Annotated in this window: 13 protein-coding genes; 8 read left to right on the plus strand and 5 right to left on the minus strand. The window is 71.8% G+C overall.

Annotation, left to right across the window (positions count from 1 at the left end; genetic code table 11):
* Nucleotides 1–13: 13 nt before the first annotated feature.
* From ABZ915_RS02070 to ABZ915_RS02085, 4 genes are all read right to left on the minus strand, one after another.
* Nucleotides 14–793 (minus strand): SDR family oxidoreductase, encoded by a 780-nt coding sequence (locus ABZ915_RS02070; protein WP_361794250.1) that lies wholly within the window; start codon nt 791–793, stop codon nt 14–16.
* Nucleotides 794–827: 34 nt separating this feature from the next.
* Nucleotides 828–5,396, minus strand: coding sequence for a caspase family protein (locus ABZ915_RS02075; protein WP_361794253.1), 4,569 nt, complete (start codon nt 5,394–5,396; stop codon nt 828–830).
* A 3-nt stretch (nt 5,397–5,399) separates the two neighbouring features.
* Nucleotides 5,400–5,813, minus strand: a complete 414-nt coding sequence (locus ABZ915_RS02080) for a hypothetical protein (protein ID WP_361794256.1) — start codon at nt 5,811–5,813, stop codon at nt 5,400–5,402.
* 115 nt (nt 5,814–5,928) lie between these two features.
* A complete protein-coding gene (locus ABZ915_RS02085; protein WP_361794259.1) occupies nt 5,929–6,378 on the minus strand; it encodes a hypothetical protein in 450 nt (149 codons plus the stop codon).
* Between the two features lie 32 nt (nt 6,379–6,410).
* Between ABZ915_RS02085 and ABZ915_RS02090 the strand changes: the two genes are divergently transcribed.
* The 5 genes from ABZ915_RS02090 (at nt 6,411) to ABZ915_RS02110 (ending at nt 13,929) form a co-directional block, all read left to right on the plus strand.
* Entirely contained in the window at nt 6,411–7,136 is a 726-nt protein-coding gene (locus ABZ915_RS02090) for a hypothetical protein (protein WP_361794262.1), read from the plus strand.
* Nucleotides 7,137–7,349: 213 nt separating this feature from the next.
* Complete coding sequence (locus ABZ915_RS02095) at nt 7,350–8,102, plus strand: FtsX-like permease family protein (protein WP_361794265.1); 753 nt, start codon at nt 7,350–7,352, stop codon at nt 8,100–8,102.
* Between the two features lie 868 nt (nt 8,103–8,970).
* Nucleotides 8,971–10,890, plus strand: a complete 1,920-nt coding sequence (locus tag ABZ915_RS02100) for a tetratricopeptide repeat protein (RefSeq protein WP_361794268.1) — start codon at nt 8,971–8,973, stop codon at nt 10,888–10,890.
* On the plus strand, nt 10,883–13,042 hold the full coding sequence (locus tag ABZ915_RS02105; RefSeq protein WP_361794271.1) for a hypothetical protein: 2,160 nt from the start codon (nt 10,883–10,885) through the stop codon (nt 13,040–13,042). The genes ABZ915_RS02100 and ABZ915_RS02105 overlap by 8 nt, the downstream gene beginning before the upstream one ends.
* Nucleotides 13,039–13,929 (plus strand): hypothetical protein, encoded by an 891-nt coding sequence (locus tag ABZ915_RS02110; protein ID WP_361794274.1) that lies wholly within the window; start codon nt 13,039–13,041, stop codon nt 13,927–13,929. Before ABZ915_RS02105 ends, ABZ915_RS02110 begins: the two co-directional genes overlap by 4 nt.
* A gap of 109 nt (nt 13,930–14,038) precedes the next feature.
* Here the strand turns inward: ABZ915_RS02110 and ABZ915_RS02115 are convergent, their stop codons facing one another.
* Nucleotides 14,039–14,233 (minus strand): hypothetical protein, encoded by a 195-nt coding sequence (locus ABZ915_RS02115; RefSeq protein WP_361794277.1) that lies wholly within the window; start codon nt 14,231–14,233, stop codon nt 14,039–14,041.
* A 537-nt stretch (nt 14,234–14,770) separates the two neighbouring features.
* Between ABZ915_RS02115 and ABZ915_RS02120 the strand changes: the two genes are divergently transcribed.
* The 3 genes from ABZ915_RS02120 (at nt 14,771) to ABZ915_RS02130 (ending at nt 18,856) form a co-directional block, all read left to right on the plus strand.
* Nucleotides 14,771–15,835, plus strand: coding sequence for a hypothetical protein (locus ABZ915_RS02120; RefSeq protein ID WP_361794280.1), 1,065 nt, complete (start codon nt 14,771–14,773; stop codon nt 15,833–15,835).
* 172 nt (nt 15,836–16,007) lie between these two features.
* Nucleotides 16,008–17,465, plus strand: coding sequence for a cytochrome P450 (locus ABZ915_RS02125; protein ID WP_361794283.1), 1,458 nt, complete (start codon nt 16,008–16,010; stop codon nt 17,463–17,465).
* An 8-nt stretch (nt 17,466–17,473) separates the two neighbouring features.
* Nucleotides 17,474–18,856, plus strand: a complete 1,383-nt coding sequence (locus ABZ915_RS02130; protein ID WP_361794286.1) for a hypothetical protein — start codon at nt 17,474–17,476, stop codon at nt 18,854–18,856.
* The last annotated feature ends 8 nt before the right edge of the window (nt 18,857–18,864 follow it).

An 18,864-nucleotide genomic window follows, 5' to 3' on the forward strand; every position in this document is an offset into this window, starting at 1 on the left:
CCGCCGCCAGGGCTCAGTGGACGGAGAACCCGCCGTCGACGAAGACCGCCTGGCCGGTGACGTAGGCGGAGGCGCGGCTCGCCAGGAACACCGCCGCCCCCGCGAAGTCCTCGGCCAGGCCGTTGCGTCCGACCAGTGTGCGTGCGGCGAGCGCCGCCACCTTCTCGGGATCGGAGGACAGACGTGTGTTGAGCGGCGTCATCACGAAGCCCGGCACGAGCGTGTTGCAAGTGACGCCGTACGGCGACCACGCCTCGGCCTGCGAACGGGCCAGCGATTCGAGGGCCCCCTTGGAGACGCCGTAGGCGCCGCTCTGGACGAACGCCCGGTGCGCCTGCTGGGAGGTGATGTGGATGATCCGCCCGTAGCCGCGTTCGGCCATGCCGGGTCCGAAGCGCTGTCCCAGCAGGTGGGGCGCCTCCAGGTTCACCGCCATGGTGGTGTCCCACACCTCCTCGCTCAACTCGCCCATCGGGGGCCGCAGATTGACCCCGGCCGAGTTGACGAGGATGTCGGGCTCCCCGAAGGCCCCGGCCGCCTCCTCGGCCGCCGCGCGCACGCCGTCGCGCGTGCCCAGATCGGCGCTCACCCAGGCCGCCCGGCAGCCGTCGGCCGTCAACTCGTCGACGGTCGCGGCCAGTTCGGCCTCCTTGCGCGCCACGACCACCACGCTCGCCCCGGCGCGCGCGAGGGCCCCGGCGATGGCCCGTCCGATGCCGGAGCTTCCGCCGGTCACCACGGCGACCCGGTCTTCCAGCAAGAACAGTTCGGAGAGATACGCCTTCGAGGTCATGATCGCACCTTAACCGCCGGCGTCCGGGGTCGCTTCAGCCGCAGGAGGTGAGGTGCTGAAGCTGCGGGAAGAGGGTCTTCCACTGGCTCTCGGGGACGCTCAGGGGGTAGCTGCGGCACAGTTCGTCGTAGACGTGGTCGCTGTCGAGGTCGAGCAGGAACGTCCATTCGTCGTTGTCGACCTTGCCCACCACCGCCATTCGGGAGTTGTTGCCCGGGAGGACTTGCATGTCGGTCACTCCTGGCAAGCTGGTGTCGGCGGGACTGCGCCATCGCCCGTCCGGTCCGGTGGACCAGATCCGGTACTCCTCTGACGTGTCGAAGAGTTGGTCGTCCACGGTCATGCCTGTCACCACGTGCCGTCCGTCCGGGGTGATCCCGATGGTCTTGACGGCGTGGTCGAACCTCAGAGTCTCCTGGCGCTTGGGGTGGTCGACGTCGCTGACGTCCCAGAAGAGAACCGCCCCGTCCCGCAGGAGGGTGACCAGCCGGCCACCGGGGACCGGAAAGTACCCGCGTGAAGTGGCGCGGATCCGGTGTCCTTTCCTGACGTGGTCAGGATCGCTCACCTTCCAGAGCTGGAGGCTCTCGCCCGGCTTCTCCACTATCAGCACCCGCGGCTTGCGGAGGTAGCCCGCTCCCTCACCATCGGCGCCTCCGGGGATCCTGGCGCCCTTGCGCGGGTGGCGGGGATCGCTGAGGTCCCACAGGCGGAGATCCCAGCCGGCAGACTTGTCGGCCTCCGACGTGACCAGGGTCCGGTCGTCGAGGAACCACGGCCGGCGGTGTGCCTGATCGGTCTCGGCGTCGACGACGGAGACCCTGACCGGCCTGTGTACGTCCTTGAGGTCCCACACCTCGAGACGGCGGGTGCCCACCGCGCCGACGGCGAAGAATCTGCCGTCGGGGCTCACGGTCGCCACCACGTCGGACGCCGTCACCGGGATGTCCGTCCCGTGCCGGGGACCACCGCTTCCGCTGCCGAGCTCCCAGAGGCGGAACACGTGTTTCCTGGTTCCGGCCTTGAACCAGTGGGCCACCAGCACCGGGGACTTTCTGTCCGGCAGGAAGTACCGTGCCTCCCACGACGGGGGCACGGTGAACACCGGACGGGGCGGAGCTGCCGTGCCGACTGCCCAGACGCGGTTCGTCTTCTTGTAGTCCTCCCCCACCTCCTTGGTGAGGAGGTAACGGCCGTCGGGGCTGATGGCATCGGTGCCGGGATCAGTGTCGGAGGGCACGCCGGGCATCCCCGGCGCCGGCGGGTGCTCCGGCCACAGTCGTACCGAGCCGCCCATGTCGCCGGCCGCGATGTACGCGCCGTCGGGACTGTAGGCGACGGCTTGGACGGGCTCGGCCGCGCTCCTCTCGCCGAATTCCGACAGGCTGTCGTAGAGAGAGGCCTCCTTCTTCCCGACCCGGCGCAGAAGTGCCTTCGGCTTGAAGTCTTCGCTGTCGGCCCCGGCGAGGACCTCGCCGTCCTTCCGGAAGGCGAGCGAGGGAATGCCACTGTCGAGCCCCACCACGCTCCAGCTGGCCGGGAAGGAGCTCTTCAGCTCCGGTTTGATGACGCGCAGCCGCCTGCCGTCCTCGATCGCCCACCAGACGATTCTTCCGTCGGCCCCCGTGGCGACGGCCAGGTCTCTACGCGGATGCGCGGCGACGGCCATGACGGTGTCGGCGGTGGCGGTGTCACGCAGCACCGGGTGGGCCGGATCGTGCACGTCCCACAGTCGGACCGCCGCGTGTCCCGATTTCTCATTTGGCGGACTGCCGTTGCCGGTCAGCAGATGCCGCCCGTCACGGGTGAACGCCACCGAGATGAGCTGGAGGCCCTTGCCGACGGACTTCTCGGAGCGCAGCCGGGGCCGGTCCGGGCCGGACATGTCCCACAGTCGCAGCCGACCGTCGTCGGAGCCGCTCGCCAGGGTCTTGCCGTCGGGGCTGAAGGCTACGGAGTAGGTCGTTGCGGTCGTCGTCCTGCACTCGGCCGTCTTCCGGGGATGCCGTGGGTCGGTGGTGTCCCACACCTGGAGACGGTCCTGCGTGTGGACGGCCAGCAGGTGCGTTCCCGGCTGGAAGGCGAGGACGGCGCCCTTGTCGCTCGGTTGGAGGGCGGCGCCCTTGCGGGGAATGGTGGGGCGGGTGATGTCCCACACCTGGACCCGGCCACCGCGCTGGCTGGTGGCCAGGACGTCGCTGTCGGACCGGTAGGCGACGTTGAGCACGGGCTGCGCGGTGCCGCCCTTGAGGTCCACGGGCACGGTGGACATGTACGAGGCGTAGAGGGCGGACCTGGTTTCGGGTGTCTGAGCGCTGTGGTAGGCGGCCAGGCTCAGTTGCAGCGCGGTCTGCGGGTCCTGCTTCCTCATCTCGTCGGCCTGCTTCGCCACCTGCTCCGCGATCAGCCGGGTCTCCCGGTCCTCGGCCTGGCTCTGGGCGAAGCGCGCCAGCACGCCGAACGTCGTCGACACCAGGACCAGGGCCAGGACCATCGCGAGCCCCGTCCGGAACAGCTTCTTGCGGCGGCGCTCGGTGCGCTCGCCGGCCGCGATGAAGTCCCGTTCCACGGGGCGCAGTCCGAGCGTGTGCCCGTCGTCCTCCATCACCGCCCGCGCGCCGGCGAGATGGTCGCCCTCGTACAGACCGCTCGCCGGGCGGCCGGCCTCCGCCCAGGCGTCGGCGGCCTGGGCGAGTCTGCGGCGCACCAGCAGGGCGTCGAGGTCGGCGTTGATCCAGTTTCGCAGCCGTGGCCATCCGTGGAGAACGGAGTCGTGGCAGAGCTGGGCCACACCGTCGTCCACGACGACGAGCCGGGCGTCGGCCAGCCGGTCGAGCAGGTCACCGGCGCCGTCCAACTCCTCCAGGGGCACCCGGCGCCGCACCGCTCTGCCCTCGTCGTCGACGAGGTGCACCATCCGCAGCAGGAGTTCGCGCAGGCGCTCGCGGCCGTCGGGGTCGAGCGCGTTGTGGATGTCCTCGGCGGTCTGCGCGACGGAGGTCCGGATGCCGCCGGACGCCTGGTAGCCGGCGAAGGTCAGCTCGGCGCCGCGCCGTCGGTGCCAGGTCTCCTGAAGGGCGTGCGCGAGGAACGGCAGGGCGATGGCGTCACCCGCCCCCACGCGCTCCTGCCTCAGTTCCCGCAGCAGCAGGTTCGGCAGGCCGTCCTCCCAGCGCAGTCCCGCGCTCCGGGCGGGCTGCTCGATGGCCGCGCGCAGTTCGTCGTCGTTCATCACCGGTACGGAGAACTGGCCTGCGCTGACGATCTGGGAGAGGCGGGGGTCCCGCAGGCACTGGCCGAGGTAGTCCGCACGCAGGCCCGCGACCACGCGGGGGCCCGTGCCGTCCGCCGGCCCGGCGAGGGCGCGGACGAAGAGACGGCGTTCCTCGGAGTCCTGACAGTGGGTGAAGATTTCCTCGAGTTGATCGATCACCAGCACGCGGGGCGTCGTACGGCCGGCTCTCGGGACGGTGAACCGCCCTGCTCCCAGGTCGCGTTCCACCTCACCGAACGGCCTGCCGACAGCTTGGGCCCAGGCCGCTGTGAGCGTCCTGAAGGGCCGCGCGCCCGGGGCGGGCACCATGAGCACCGGCTTGAGGTCCGTGGCGTCGAGGGCGGCGCCGAGGCCGGCCCGGAGCAACGAGGACTTGCCCACGCCGGAAGGGCCCACGAGAACGACGGGACCGCCACGGTCCGTGGCGGTGACCCGCTCCAGCAGCCGCCGGGTCAGTTCCTCGCGCCCGAAGAACAGGTGGCGCTGCTCCGGCAGGAACGGCCGCATGCCGGGGTAGGGGCACGGGCCGTCGCTCGACCGCGGGGCCGGTCCCGGATCCGTGCCGAGGGGCACGGCATAGCGGGGGTTGGCGGCCAGGACCAGGTCGCCGAGACGTCCGACGCTGCCGGCGTGGGGCCGGGCGGGCGAGTCCTCGAAGCGGCGGTCGAGGTGACGGTACACGTCGGTCAGGGTGAGCCACCTCGGCCCGCCGGTCTCGCCCTCCCCGAGCAGCCGCAGCAGTTCCCCGCCGAAGAGGGTGTACGTCTCGCCCTCGGGGGCGAAGGACGACGCGTAGTGGGTGGCCGAGGCCAGCAGGAAACTGCCGTGCGGCCGTACGGAGAGGTAGGGGTCCTCGCGTTGTCCGTTCCCCGCCGCCTCCGCGAGCCCCGAGAAGCAGCAGTCGAGGATCACCACCGGGCGCACCGGGGCGTCGCCGAGGCGGTTCTCGATCTCGGAGTAGGGGACGGCGTGGATGGTGTTGTCGTGGGACGGGGTGGCGGTGGTGGCCAGGTAGAGCTTGCCTCCCGGGCCCAGCAGCCCATGACCCACGAAGCAGAAGACGAGGACGCCGCCCTGGGCCTCGCCGATGGCTTCCTCCAGCGGGCCGAGGATGTCGGCGGCGGTCTGGGGGTCCGTGACCAGACGTACGTGGTCGGCGGCCATCCCGCAGGCCGAGGTGAGGGTGTCCGCCAGTGCGCGTGCGGTCCGTGCCGCGCTGGGCAGGCCGGCGAGTTGTGCCCCGTCGACCTGCCGTCCTGTGCCGACCACGAGAGCCCGGCAGTCACTGCCCAGCAGGTCTCGTGCGTCTCCCCCGGTCGCCTCTGCCATGGCTCAGGTACTTTCCCCGCCGTTCTCCCCGGCCGGCGTCCGGCCGGACTCCTCGATCGCCGCCGCGATGTTCCGGGCCAGGTCGCCGGAGCCCTCCGCAGTCAGGCCGCGCACCTTGGTGGAGGCGACCGTGATCTGTGTCTGGTCGGGAAGGGTGATCGTGACGGTCTGGTCGCCGCGCCGGTTCTGCAGCCAGGCCACGACGGCCGCCGCCAGGGCCGCGGTCAGGCCGCGGGGTGCCAGCAGCAGGGTCAGCAACTCCCCCGACGCGCCCATGCTCCCGGGCGGCGGCGGGGCCGCCGGTTGCCGCACGAGACGGCCGCGCAGCTCCGGATGACGCTGGAGCCACCCGTGCAGATCGCTCGTGGCCGCGACCGGGCCGCCGTGTGGGTCGCTCGGGGACAGGGTGACTTTCACATACCCTCCGTGGCTGGAGCGACGTCTGAGCAACCCGACCCTATCAGCCTCAACTGGACACGTTGACGGGCGAATTCGGACAAGCGGCGACTGCCGGGCGTCACGGTCGGCAGCGTCAGGCACCCTCCTCGCGCACGTCCTCCCGCGTCTCGTGCGCGCCCTCGCGCGTCCCCCGGGCAGCCCGTTCCGCCATCGGCGCCAGCCTGCGTGTCGCGCTGTCCACGATCTCCAGGTCTGCCTTGGTGTGGGCGATCGCCGCGTCGAGGAGGAGGGCCACCAGGGGGTCGTCCAGGTGGGAGCGGCGCAGCCGGGTGAGGCCCGCGAGTTCGGAGACGTACTTCTGGCGCTGCGCCGCCACGAGGGTGTCCAGCGTCTCGGGGCCCAGTGAGGATGCGCCGAACAGTTTCAGGAACAGTTCGTCCCGGAAGCCGCCCGTGCGCACCCAGGCGGTCGTCGCCCACTCGCGCAGTTCCTCCTGCCCGGTGGGAGTGAGGGTGTACCGGGTCTTGTCGGGGCGGTCCGACTGCGTCACGTGGGAGCGGGTGACGTAGCGACGCACGGTCACGCCTGAGCTGCCAGTCGGGCAAGGGCAAGGCCGTGGCCGAAGTGCCGGTCGCCTTCCCGGTGCTGCTGTCGGCGATCGGTCCGGCGGCCGGGGACCGGCTCGTCGGGCTCGGTGACTCGGTCACCTCCGGGCGGATGCTCACGGCGAAGGACCGGCCGGTCTGGGGTCCCGACCCGTTCGACAAGGGCCCGGCGGCCCAGCGTCAGCACGACTACCAGGTCCCGATCATGCTCAGCAGCCACACCCTGGTCTCGGGCAGGGTCAAGGCGACCGTGGAGCGGCTGGACGCCGGCGACCCGGCCGCCCTGCCGGCCAAGCTGGGCAGCCCCGCCGCGCACACCTTCGTCAAAGGCCTGCACCGCACCACCGTCGGCAAGGTCGACGGCGATCTCGACCGCGCCTTCCAGTCCGTGAGCTCTTCGGTCAACTTCCAGGCGGGCAACTACTGGACGGTCGGCCCGGTCGCCTACCGCGACACCGGGGACGGCCTGACCGCACGGACCCGGTCCGCACAGCCCGGCACAGTCTGGCAGGACAACTTCGACGACAGGCCCAGGACCGACATCCCCGAGGAGAACGCGGACACCCAGTACCGTTCGGTCACCGGCCTCACCGGTACGAACTGCATGGGCGAGAAGTCCTGCGGCAGCCCGGACTCGGGGCGCGCCCCCGCCCCGGTGCTGCACCTGGTCGGCCGTTACGACACCGCCAAGCTGCGTGGCTTCTCCGCGCTCTCCAAGGTGCCGCTGGAGACCTAACGGTCCCCGGAGGCCACCGGCGCCGACGCGGCCTCCCGCCGTGCCCTGGGCAACCAGCCCCTGCGGCCCGACCGCGATCTGGGCGGCTACCTCGGCGCGCCGCCCACCCTGCTCACCACGCTCGACTCGGTCTCCGCGTTCACCCACAGCCGCCACAAGCCCACCGCGCAGGAGAAGGCACCGGTCAGCGCCATCCGTATCCGGGTGGCGGGCGTGACCGGGGTCGACCCGGCCTCCCGGGCCCGGGTCAACGCCGTCGCCGCGCAGATCCACGCCGCCTACCCGAAGCTGCACGTCGAGGTCACCGTCGGCAGCTCGCCCGGGCCGCAGACCGTCGCGCTGCCCTCGGGGATCCGCATCAGCGAGAACTGGGCCGCCAAGGGCGTGGCCCTGCGCATCCTGCGGGCCGTGGACACCAAGAGCGCGGCCCTGTTCGTCCTGGTGCTGGTGGTCTGCGGGCTCTTCCTCGGTCAGGCCGCGCTGGCCTCCGTACGATCCCGTCGCGTCGAGATCGGCACGCTGCGCTGTGTCGGCTGGAGCGCCCCGGAGATCCTCCGGCTGATCCTCGGCGAACTGGCGGTGATCGGCCTCGGCGCGGGCGCGCTGGGCTCCGTCCTCGCCTTCGTCCTGGGCGGCTTGCTGGACGTGCCCCACGCGGCGCTGAAGGCGGTCCTGGTCCTGCCCGTCGCGCTGTTGCTCGCGGTGGTCGCGGGCCTGATCCCGGCCTGTCGGGCGACCCGGCTCGGGCCGCTGGACGCGGTCACGCCTCCGGTGACCGCCACCCGCCGGGCCGCCGCCGTCCGTTCGGTCGTCGGGCTCGCCGTGCACAACCTGCTGCGCGTCCGTGACCGTACGCTGCTCGGCGCCACCGGCCTGGCGCTCGGCGTGGCCGCCTTCACCGTGCTGCTGTCCGTCACCCTCGCCTTCCGCGGCGAGGTCGCCGGTTCGCTGCGCGGAATCCAGTGACTCTTTTTCCGGTTGCGAGCCGAGCGTACGGAAAGGCGCGATCAGAAGCGCCGGCCGCCCGCCGGTGAGCGCGTGCACCCGCTCGGCGAACAAAGACGGTCGAATCTCGCTGAACGGCGAACTTTCCCGATAGAAGTCGGCGTCCCTCCGGATCTGGCCCCGGAGGAACTCCCTCTCCGCGCGCAGTTGCTCCGTTACGCGTTCCAACTCGGCCGCATGCGTGCGATTTTCCCGTTCGATTTCGCCTTGCAAGCGCATCTCCACCGGCCGGTGCCGGTGCCCGGCCTGGAGTTCCTCCACCCGCGCCTGGTGCCGTGCCTCGATCTCCCGCAGTCGCCGCCGCACGTCGAACTCCTTCATCTCCCGTTCGCGACACGCCTGTTCAGGGTCCCATTCGCGTCCGGACGGGATGACTTGGGAGACGGCGGGCAGCACGGACACCTGGCCTGGCGTCTGGGCGGAGGACGCCGCGTGCCCGGCGGAGGAGGATCGTGAGGCGGTACGCGTCTCCTTGAGGTACTCCAGTGTGGCTATGTGGCGTTTGGTCTTCTGATTCTGCGCGTAGACGGAGGTCACCGTATCCGGAATCTTGGCTATCGTCTGACCGGCCCCGCTCAGCAACTCTTTACCCGCCGATCCGAGATCACGCAATCCTTCTGCGACCGTTTTCCAGAACCCACGGCGTGCCTTCCGTCGAATTGCAAAGGACCCGAGCCTTGCTCACTGCGCATCAGGAAGCCGAGGCGTGACTAGAGCCGGTCGTACGGTCGGGATTTTTGCTGCCCGGCCCTCCTCATGGACGAAGCGCGCGTGCCATCATGAAAAAGGCGTCGGCGGCCGGCTGTGCGCCGCGGCGACGGGGGCACGGATGATCGGCCTGCTGGACCCTGGCGACCGGCTCGACCACATGCTGATCCTGGAGCGTCACCTGGGCTCCCTCGGGGTGGCGTATGTCATGCGCGACCTCCGGCCCGACGCGGACGACATCGAGTCCTTACGCCCGGCCGTGCTGGTCGGCAAGACACTCAGACCGGAGTTCGCCGCCGACCGCTCCCATGTGGCCCGGTTCGAGGCGGAGTGCCACAACTGGCTGACCCTCGGGCTCTACAGACACGTGGTCCGGCTGTACTACGTGGACCGCTTCTCCGGCCAGCTGTTCGCCTTCGCCGAGCACATCCCCCAGGCCGGACTGCCCAACACCCTGCGCGGATGGCTGAAGCACAACCTCGTCGAGTTCGAGTCCGCGATGCGCTTCGCCGTACAGGTCTGCCGGGCGCTGACGTTCGCGGAACGCCGGGGGCTCGTGGCGCACGGGGACCTCAAGCCCGAGAACGTACTCGTGACCCCCCGGGGTGTCGCCAAGGTCAACGACTGGGGACTGTCCAGACTCCTGCGTGCGCGGAACGGGACCGAGCGCCCGGTGTCGGGGCGCGCACCGTATCCGTACCGGGGAGACAGCACGAGCGTCCGGGGGCACGGCACGCTCGGCTACGCGGCACCGGAACTGCTGCGCGGCGACACCGAACCCACCGCACGCTCCGATCTGTTCAGCCTCGCCGTGCTCGTCACGGAGATGCTCACCGGCAGGCGTCCACCGTTCGACGCGCCGGTGTCGTCGATGACGCCCGCAGGGGACTTCCTCGGCCCGGCCCGCCGCGACCACCTGGCCGAGGTCCTTTCCGCCTGCCTGTCGGCACGGCCCGAGGAGCGTCCGGACTCGGCTGCCGCTGTCGAGACGGCCTGTGCGCGGGCCTTCGAGGACGCCGTGGGCGTACCCGTCGAAGCGGAAGCCGGTGACGAGGGCATCAGGCCGGCCGATCTGGGACAGCGCGCACACAGCCTGTTCGTGCTGGGGCGGCTGGACGAGGCCATGCGGCTCCAGGAGAAGGCGCTCAGCTACGTCCGGCAGGACGGGGACGAGGAGCAGCCACGGCACACCGTCATCCTGATGGACTACAAGGAGCACGGCCTACGGACCATCATCCCTCGGCAACTCCTCGACGACGCCGACGAGGCGGTGCGTCAGGATCCCGGCAGCGCGGAACGCGCCAAGGAATCCGCCGGCCTGCACGACCTGGCCGGAAACCCGGAGCGTGCTGTCGAACTGTACGAACAGGCCCTCGGCATCGATCCCGACGACGGGGAGGCACTCGCGGCGATCGCGCACGTGCTCGGGCAACTGGGCCGGTGCGAAGAGGCGTTGGGGTACGTGGACCGGGCGATCGCCCAGGCCCCCGATGCGCGGCTGTGGCAGCAGCGATCGGCGTTGTACGAGCAGATCGGCGACCGGGCCAAGGCTCTGCGAGCCGCCCAGGAGGCCGTCGCCCTCGCGCCCCGGGACCCCGAGGCGCTCACCGTGCGCGGCCGGCTGCTCGCCGAAGGCGGCGATCACACCGGAGCGGAGGCCGACTTCCGGGCAGCGGTCGAGACGGACGGCGACAACACAGGCGGCCTGATGAACCTGGCCATCACACTGATGAAACTGGAACGCTTCGAGGAGGCCCGCGACTTCGTCGCCCGGGCCGTCGAACTGGAACCGGACTTCGTCCGGGGCCTGAACACCCTGGGCACCCTCCATCTGCACCTGGGTGCGGAGCCGGACGCCCTGGCCTGCTTCCAGCGGGCCGTCGCCGTCGACCCGCGCTACGCGAGGGCCTGGTACAACCTGGGGCTCGTCCACGAGTCGTGGGACCAGACCGACCGCGCCCGCGAGGCCTTCCACAAGGCATTGGAGACCGACCCCGCCCACGCCCGCGCGCGCGAGGCCCTGGAGCGGCTCGATGCCTAGCGTCGAGGGGACGGACGGAATCGACTTCACGGCCGTGGCCCGCGCCCCGCAGGCGCAAGCGGTCTTCCGCGCCGTGCTGGAGGGGCGGACCGAGCCGTTGCGCGGCGCGGCGGACCTGACCGGCCTCTGGTCACCCGTCGAAATCCTCGGGGCACAAGGGGACGCTGCGGGCGAGTCGTCCCACCCCGACAGTTTCGACGCGTTGGCCCTCCTCGTCTTCCGCCTGCTCGACGAAGGCCACGCGAACCCGGCACGCCGTCTCGCCGAGTTGCAGTGGCAGCTCGCCCGACGCATCGGCACCGACGAGATCGTCCTCATGTCCGCGGCCAACCTGGCGCAGGCCCTCCAGGGTGACCCCGTGCAGCACAAGCGCCGTCTGGAGCTGCTGGAGTTCGCGGTGCCGCAGATCCTGACCTGGGACCAGCCGCCGGCGGCCAAGGCGGCCCTGCTCTCCCATCTGGCGACGGCTCGCCGCGACGAGGCGGGCGACGATCCCGGCAGGATCCGCGCGGTGATCGCGGCGTGCCAGGACGCCCTGGCACTGGAAGAGCATCTCGGTGACGCGACACTGGCGGAACTCCACCTGGCGGCGGGCACCGCTCATCTGGTCACCGCGCGCTCCTCGGCCGAACCGTCCGCCGAGGACCTCCGGGCCGCGATCGGGCACCTCTACGAGGCCGTCGCACGATGGGATCCGCAGGAGGAGGGCAAGCGGCACGCGGACGCGTTGACCAGCCTGGGCCTCGCCTGTCTCGGTCTCGGCCGGCTCACCGAGGACACGGAGCTGCTGAACGCCGCCGTCAGCTGTTTCCAGCTGGCTCTGCGGCACGAGGGCGACGGCCGCGTCCGCGCCCGGGCGTCTGCGGGCCTCGCCGACGCCGAAGGGCTGCTGCGCGATCCGGCACAGGCACTCTCCGACGACACTGACCCGCGAGGACCCGAGGCGCGGTCCGCGCTGCCCCCGGGGATCGCCGCACTGTTCGCGGACGGGGACGCCGCCTTCGCCGCCTCCCGGGACGAGGGAGCCGACGCCGGAACGGTCCGGGCACGGGCCGTGGAGCAGTACCTGGCCGCCGCACGCCGGATAGGCCGCTCCGAACCGCCTCGCCTGCGGGCCGAGCTGTATCACCGCATGGCCACGCTCGCACTGGAGTCGAGCGACGAGGACGAGTTGTGGACGGGGGTGTGCTTCGCCGCCGCGGCGCGACGGCTCTCCCGGGACTCGTGGAAGACGGTCAGCCGGGCCCGCGTGAAGTGGCACCTCGCCGAGATGCTCATGAAGATCAGTCCTCTGGACGGCACCGAAAGACTCCTGCTCGCGAGCCGGCTGATGGTGGCCGCGCGACCACACCTGGAGGAGCACGGACTCGCCTTGGAGGCCGAGCAGCTCGGCCACTCCTACCGGTTCTGCGTCACGCTTCTGGCGGCGCAGGGCGACACCCAGGCACGGGCCGTCGCGGTCGGCCTGCACCGTGCCCGGCAGTCGGCCCGGATCGAGGGTGAGCTCCAGGCGCCGCCGCGCAGTCCCCTGCACGCGCGTTACCTGGACCATCTCCGAGCCGTACGCGCGGAGGCACGCGACGGCCTGGAGACGCTGCTGGCCGACGGAGAGATCCACCGGGTCGCCGTCGTCGCCGCCTTCGGGCTGACTCCCTGGGCGGCCGACGAGCTGGTCGGCCTGGCGGAATGCCGCAAGGATGCCGGTGACCTGACCGGCGCGCTCGATCTGGCCGCGGAGGCCGAGGAGGTCCTGGTGAGGGCGGCTCAGGCCGACCGGCCGGCATCCGGCGAACGCGCCTGGTGCGCCATGGCGACGCTCTACGCGGAGTTGGGGCAGCCGGCCGAGGCGCGGCGGTGTCTGGACGAGGCCCGTAGCGCTTCGTCACGGCCGGCGGCCCCGTACGAAAACGAGGACGAGGACGAAGTGAGCGAGGGCGACGTGAGTGAGGGCGAGGAGAGCGAGGGCGACGGATCGAGGCCCTCAGGCCCCTACCGGCAGCTGATCGAGGACACCGCCGCCGCGGTCCGGGGAGCCGGGACCGTCCCCCGACTCGACCCGGTGGCGACCGCCCGGGTCGTCGAACCGCGCGAGACGGCGCGACCCGCGCTGGCCCGCGCGCTCGAGGCACGGTGGGGAGGGAGCACGGTATGACCACGGGCGTCAGGCAGTACGTCTACATCTCGAAGACGAAGATCGGCATCCTGGAGGCGGAGCTCGTCCGGAGATTCCCGCTCACCGGTGCCCTGTCCGCCGAGATTCCGGGGTTGGGCGGGCTCGAGCTCTCTCCCGCCACACCCGACCAGCGGACCGAGCTGTACCGGCGCACCGGCGTCGTGCGCCGGAAGCTGGAGAAGCGCAAGAACAGCCTGCCCATGCCCGAGTCCGGCGTGCTCGGCACCTCGGCCTACTACCGGGACACGTCGGTGTGGGCCCACGGGCTGTACTCGTTCGCCGGTGACGCGAGTCTCGACGGCGAAGGGGTGCGCGTCGTGTCGTATCTGGCGTGGAGGTGCTGGCACGACGGGATCGTCCTGCTCGCCGGGTCCCCCCTGAACGTGCTCGGCGAGGACGACCTCGCGGTCCGGGAGGGGCTGCGGGCCTACGGGACCACGGGCACCTGGGCATCCGTCCTGCGGTTCGCCGAGGAGGGTCTGCGCACGGACGGCGACGAGACGTCCGTGGCCGGTGTCGCGAACGGCCGCCGCCACCACGGCGACGGCGAGGCGCTGCCCTGGCTGGACTGGGGCGGCCGTCTGACCAACGTCACGGAGGTGCCGGCCCCGCCGGAGCTGCTCGCTTCGCCCAGGGGTGTCGCCCTCGCCGCGCTGTGCCTCGGGTACCTCGCAGCGCTGCCCGCTTCGCGGATGGAGGTGGCCTTCCGGGTGTCCCAGCATCTGCCGCTGGGTCTGCGCGGCCCCGTCCCGCCGTGGGTGGCGGAACTCGTCGGAGACGAGGGGACGCGCCCCGAACGGCTGGCCCTGCTGCGCCGGTGCCGCAGGGTCTACGTCGGCTCTCCGCTGTACACGGCCTTCGCGTGAGCCTATGGAACCCGTGGGACCCGCGGGACCCGTAGAACGAGGGCTCGGCGGACAACGCCATGGGTCCCGGATACGTGATCCGGGACCCATGGGCGCGCAGACGCTGCCGTCAGCGCGTGGCGGTGATGCTCCCGCCCGCCGTAAGGCCCTGGGGCGTGGCAACGGCCAGAACGTCGGCGCAGAGGTCCGCGACGGGCGTCTCGATGTGGAGACCCCCGGAGCCGCCGGCCGCGAGGCCGCCGGAGACGCGGTCCAGGTCGGCGTCGGACATCTGGGCCGTCTCCACCGGGGAGGCATGGTTCATGACGCACTGTTCCCTTCGCATAGGCACTTTTCCATGGCGTAGTCCGCTCGCGCGATCCCCGACGACGTCAGCCGTCGAGCGAGAGCCGATACCGGCGACCTGCGCCACGCGAAGGATCCAAGCACGCCCGTCAGGGGACGGCCAGCCGCGCACGGCATGAGCAGACCTCATCGCGAAAGCAGCCTTCACCAGCGTGACGACCCGGTGACCGAGGACGCCCACTCCTTCACAGGGCCTGCTGCGCGGGAGCACGCGCGACCATTGCCCTCGGCCCGCGGCGGACACTCGGACACACGAATCCCCGGGCCGCGGCACGGCGGTGACCACTGCTCAGGGACGGTGTGCAGATTCAACGGATTTCCCGCGACCGTGCGGCTTCACCCGGACGGACCAGTGCCGCACCACCGGGCGCCGGCCCAGCAGGCGATCTTGGCCCGGCTGCCGCAGGATGGTGCCGGTTGCCCGCCCACGGGCCGACGGTGGCAGCCGTTTCCCGTGTGCGGCGGACTGTCGCCTCGTTCCCTGAGGGAGCCTCGTATGGCAGTGATGACGGAGGAGCTCGTACCGGCGCTGGAGGATGCGCGCCAGGCTCACGCCGCGGTCCTCGACCGGCTCCGGGCAGATGCGACGGTCACGCCGGCGGGCCCTCACCGGCAGATGCTCGAGCGCCGGGCCGCCGAGGTCCAGGTCGGGGTGCAGCGCATCCAGCGTCAGGTGCGCGATCTGCAACCGCAGGGGCTCGTGGGCACGGCGGCGAACATGACGCGGTACGTCTCGCACGGCGCGGTGCGCACGGCGATGCTGCCGCTGAACATCGGGGCGGCGGCCGTCAAGGGCATGCTGCCCGGCAGGCGCCCCGCCGACGCACGACGGCTGCTGCGGAACACGGAGAGCGAGTACTCGGCCGCCGCGCGGGCGCTGGCGACGTGCCGGGCCGGAGAGGTGCTCGCCGAGCAGGTGGACGACGAGACGACCGCCGAGTTGCTCGCGTCGCTGCGCCGCCAGGACGAGGAACTGCTGCTGGAACTGGAGGAGAGCCTCGCCGAGCACGCCCGTGCCGTGGCGGAATCCGCCGCCGGCTTCGGGCCGGGCCCGAGTGGCGACGGCGGTCTGGCCGACGCGGCGGTCCGGACGGTGCGGACCGCGATCGTCCAGGCCGGTGACGTGATTCAGAGTGGTGTCCGCAAGGCCAAGGACGTTGCCGAGGGCGCGGTGCGGCAGGGGGCCCGGCCCAGCCCCAGCCCCTGTCCCGAGGAGGTCCTGGGCGCGGTGCGGAGCGAGGAGGACCTGCCGATCCACGGGTTCAGCCAGCTCAGCACGGATCAGATCCATCGGCGGCTGGGCACGCTGTCCCAGTCGGACCTGACGGTGATCGAGGCCTACGAGCGCACGCACGCCCGCCGGAAGGGAGTCCTGGACGCCATCGAGCGACTGCGCGGCGAGCAGCCATGGGCCGGTTACGACACCATGGACCCGGACGAGATCACCCTGCGGGTGCGGGACGTTCCGGTCGACCAGGCCCGACGGGTACAGGAGTACGAGCAGCACCACCGCCGGCGCCAGGAGGTCGTGTCCGCCGCCCAGGACCGCATGCGTGGCTGACGTCGGCCGCTGATGCCGGCGGCAGACCTCGGCCGCTGATGTCAGCGGCCCGCTACTCGCCGGTACCCGGCCATGGATCAGGCGGGCACCCCTGAGGTAGGGTCTCCCCCCGGCCCGCAACCACCCACCGGTGACGGGCCGTTGCGGGGAGCGTCGGAGGGCTGCAAGCACGATGGAATCGCACCTGGTCGACGGAGGACCGGCGGAGCTCGGTGGCGCGCGCCTGGAGGACCTCGACCCGCAGCCGTTGCTGACCCGGGACTACGAGACGCGCCCCGCGCTCGTGTACGAGCGGCTGCGCGAGCGGCACGGGCCGGTCGCGCCCGTCGATCTGCTGGGCGTGCCGGCGTGGCTGGTGCTCGGCTACCGCGAGTCGCTCCAGGTGCTCCAGGACGACCCGGCCTGGCCGAAGGGGCTGGAGAACTGGCGGGCCCGCACGGAGGGCCGCGTGCCCGCGGACTGGCCGCTGGCCCCTTCCCTGGAGGTCAACCACGTCCTCATCCAGGGCGGTTCCGGCTACCGCACGCTGCGCACGGCGTGGGACGCGGCCCTGCGGCCGTTCCAGGACCCGCGCCAGCCGCAGACCAAGCGGCTCCGCGCGGCCGTCACGTCCTACGCCGACGAACTCATCACCCTGCTGGGCCAGGGCGGCGGCACCGGCCACGCCGACCTGTCGGCACAGTTCTCGCGGCCCCTGCCGCTGATGGCGGCGAGTCATCTCCTCGGCTTCCCCGACGCCCAGGGTGACGACGCGCTGATGGACATGTGGCGGGTCCTGGATGCCGGCCCGGACGCGGAACCCGCCCTCGGGCGACTCCTGGAGACGCTCGCCGAACTCGCCGCCGCCAAGATCCGCGAGCCGGGCGACGACTTCCCCTCCCTCCTGCTGGCCGCCCACCCCGACCTGTCCGTCGACGAACTGGCCCGCGAGCTGTTCATGCTGCTCGGGATGACCTCCGACCACGTCGGAATCCTCATCTCCAACACCGTGGTCGAGGTGATCTCCGGCGAGGTCGACGGCGGCGTACGGACCGTGCTGTCCGCCGGTATGGTGCGGGAGACGATGAACCGGGTGGTCATGCGCAAGCCGCCGCTGGTCAACTTCGTGCCGAGGTTCGCGGCCCAGGACACCCGGCTCGGCGAGTACACCATCCGCGCGGGTGACCCGGTGTGGGTCTCCTCCTCCGCCGCCCACGCCGACCCGCTCTTCGCCGGTCAGATGACCCCGGGCTCCACGATCAGCAGCCGGGCGCACCTGTCCTGGGGCGCGGGCCCGCGCCAGTGCCCGGCCCGCGAGCTGGCCTCCACGATCGCCGCGGCGGGCGTGAGCCGTCTGATCGAACGCTTCGCCCACCTGGAGCTCGCCCTCCCCGTCGACCAACTCCCGTGGCGGTCCTCCCCGTTCATGCGGGGCCTGCGGTCCCTGCCCGTACGGTACGAACTCGCCGCCCCCGCGGTGTCCCCCGTGTCGCGGACACCGGACGCCGAGACTGCCGGGGACGGGGACGCCGAGACGGTCGAACCGGCCAGGGAGACCGCACCGTCCGAGGCGACCGCACCGGACCAGGCCGCCAAGCGGCGGTCGTCGCTGTGGCGGTACCTGACGGGACTGATCCGCACGGGCGGCTGACGAACAAGATGACCGATCAGTATGAAGACGCGCTCACGTGGTTGTCGTGGAACGCGGCTGCCCCGGCCAGTGTGCTGCTGCGGCTCCTGAAACACGGCGACCGGTCCCTCAGAAAGTACGTCGCCCAGCGCAAGGATCTGCCGCCGGAGGTGGTCGAGGCGATCCTGGCCGACCCCGACCCTCACCTACGAATGGATTTCGCCGAGAGCTGGAACGCCGATCCCGCGCAGCGCGCCCGGCTCGTCGACGACCCGCTCTGGAAAGTCGGCTTTCTGATCGCCGCAGGCCCTTTGACGTACCGGACCGGGGTGGAACCGATGCCCGACTGGGCGTACGAACGGCTGCTCGCGCATCCGGACGAACGCGTCCGCCATGAGGCCGCGGTCTCGCCCACCATCCCCGCCCACGTCCTGGCCGGCTTGGCGGACCATGCGGACCGCGTGTTCCGCCGGGCGTCCTGCCGAGCATGGGACCGGCTCCCCCAGTCCGCGCGACAGGCGCTGCTCCAGGACGAGGACCTGGAGGTACGGCAGGCTGCCGCACTGTACGTCTGCCATGAGGACGCGGACCGGACCGCATGGCTCGTCGAGAGCCTCGGCGACTCCTGGCGGGTGGCCGACGTGCTGCGGACCGCGCGGCTCGGCCGGGACCTCGCCGAGCGTCTCGTCGCCGCGGACGAGCACCCGTCGGCCGTCGCCGCCAACCCCGGCCTTCCTCCGGACCTGGTCCGGCGGCTGGCCGTCCACCCGGATCCGCACGTACGGCTGGTGGTCTCCGCCCGGGCGGAACTGACCGAACGGGAACGCGCGGCCATCGACTACTTCGTGGAGCCCGAAGCACGCCTGAGCCCCCTGGAATGGGTGTGGGCCGCCCGCGAGGACGCCGACGTCCTGCGGCGGTGCGCGACCTCGGCACACCTCTGGCTGCGGCGCAGCGCCGCCGTGTGTCCCGGCCTGCCGCCGGACATGGCCGAACTGCTGGCGCGGGACGAGGACTTCGCGGTACGGCTGCTGCTGTGCGAGTTCCATCCCGAGCCGCCGCCGGAGCTGCTGCTCGACCTGTACCTCAACGGCGAGCACCGTGCCGTGAAGATGCTCATCAGCAACCCTCGGTTTCCCACGGCGGGGCTGGCGGCCCGCTTCGCCGACTCCACGGATCCCGAACGTCGCCGGCTCGTGCTGCGTGATCCCGCGCTGACTCCGGAGTTCCTGGACCGGCTCAGCCGTGAGCCGGAGATGACGGGGCCGGCCGCCCGGGATCCGCGGCTACCCCTGGCGCGGCTGCGTGAACTGCTGGCCGATCCGGAGCCGGTGAGTGCCGCCGCCGGCAATCCCGCTCTCCCCGCCGAGGACATGCACCGGCTCCTCGACAGGGCAGGGGTGCCGGCGTAGGCCGGCCG

The organism is Streptomyces sp. NPDC046915, from assembly GCF_040644935.1.
Classification (GTDB): domain Bacteria; phylum Actinomycetota; class Actinomycetes; order Streptomycetales; family Streptomycetaceae; genus Streptomyces.

Bases quoted from the DNA above. Each gene is read 5' to 3' on its own strand.
- ABZ915_RS02070 (WP_361794250.1), bottom strand. From the start codon at position 793: ATGACCTCGAAGGCGTATCTCTCCGAACTGTTCTTGCTGGAAGACCGG.
- ABZ915_RS02075 (WP_361794253.1), bottom strand. From the start codon at position 5,396: ATGGCAGAGGCGACCGGGGGAGACGCACGAGACCTGCTGGGCAGTGAC.
- ABZ915_RS02100 (WP_361794268.1), top strand. From the start codon at position 8,971: ATGATCGGCCTGCTGGACCCTGGCGACCGGCTCGACCACATGCTGATC.
- ABZ915_RS02105 (WP_361794271.1), top strand. From the start codon at position 10,883: ATGCCTAGCGTCGAGGGGACGGACGGAATCGACTTCACGGCCGTGGCC.
- ABZ915_RS02110 (WP_361794274.1), top strand. From the start codon at position 13,039: ATGACCACGGGCGTCAGGCAGTACGTCTACATCTCGAAGACGAAGATC.
- ABZ915_RS02115 (WP_361794277.1), bottom strand. From the start codon at position 14,233: ATGAACCATGCCTCCCCGGTGGAGACGGCCCAGATGTCCGACGCCGAC.
- ABZ915_RS02120 (WP_361794280.1), top strand. From the start codon at position 14,771: ATGGCAGTGATGACGGAGGAGCTCGTACCGGCGCTGGAGGATGCGCGC.
- ABZ915_RS02125 (WP_361794283.1), top strand. From the start codon at position 16,008: ATGGAATCGCACCTGGTCGACGGAGGACCGGCGGAGCTCGGTGGCGCG.
- ABZ915_RS02130 (WP_361794286.1), top strand. From the start codon at position 17,474: ATGACCGATCAGTATGAAGACGCGCTCACGTGGTTGTCGTGGAACGCG.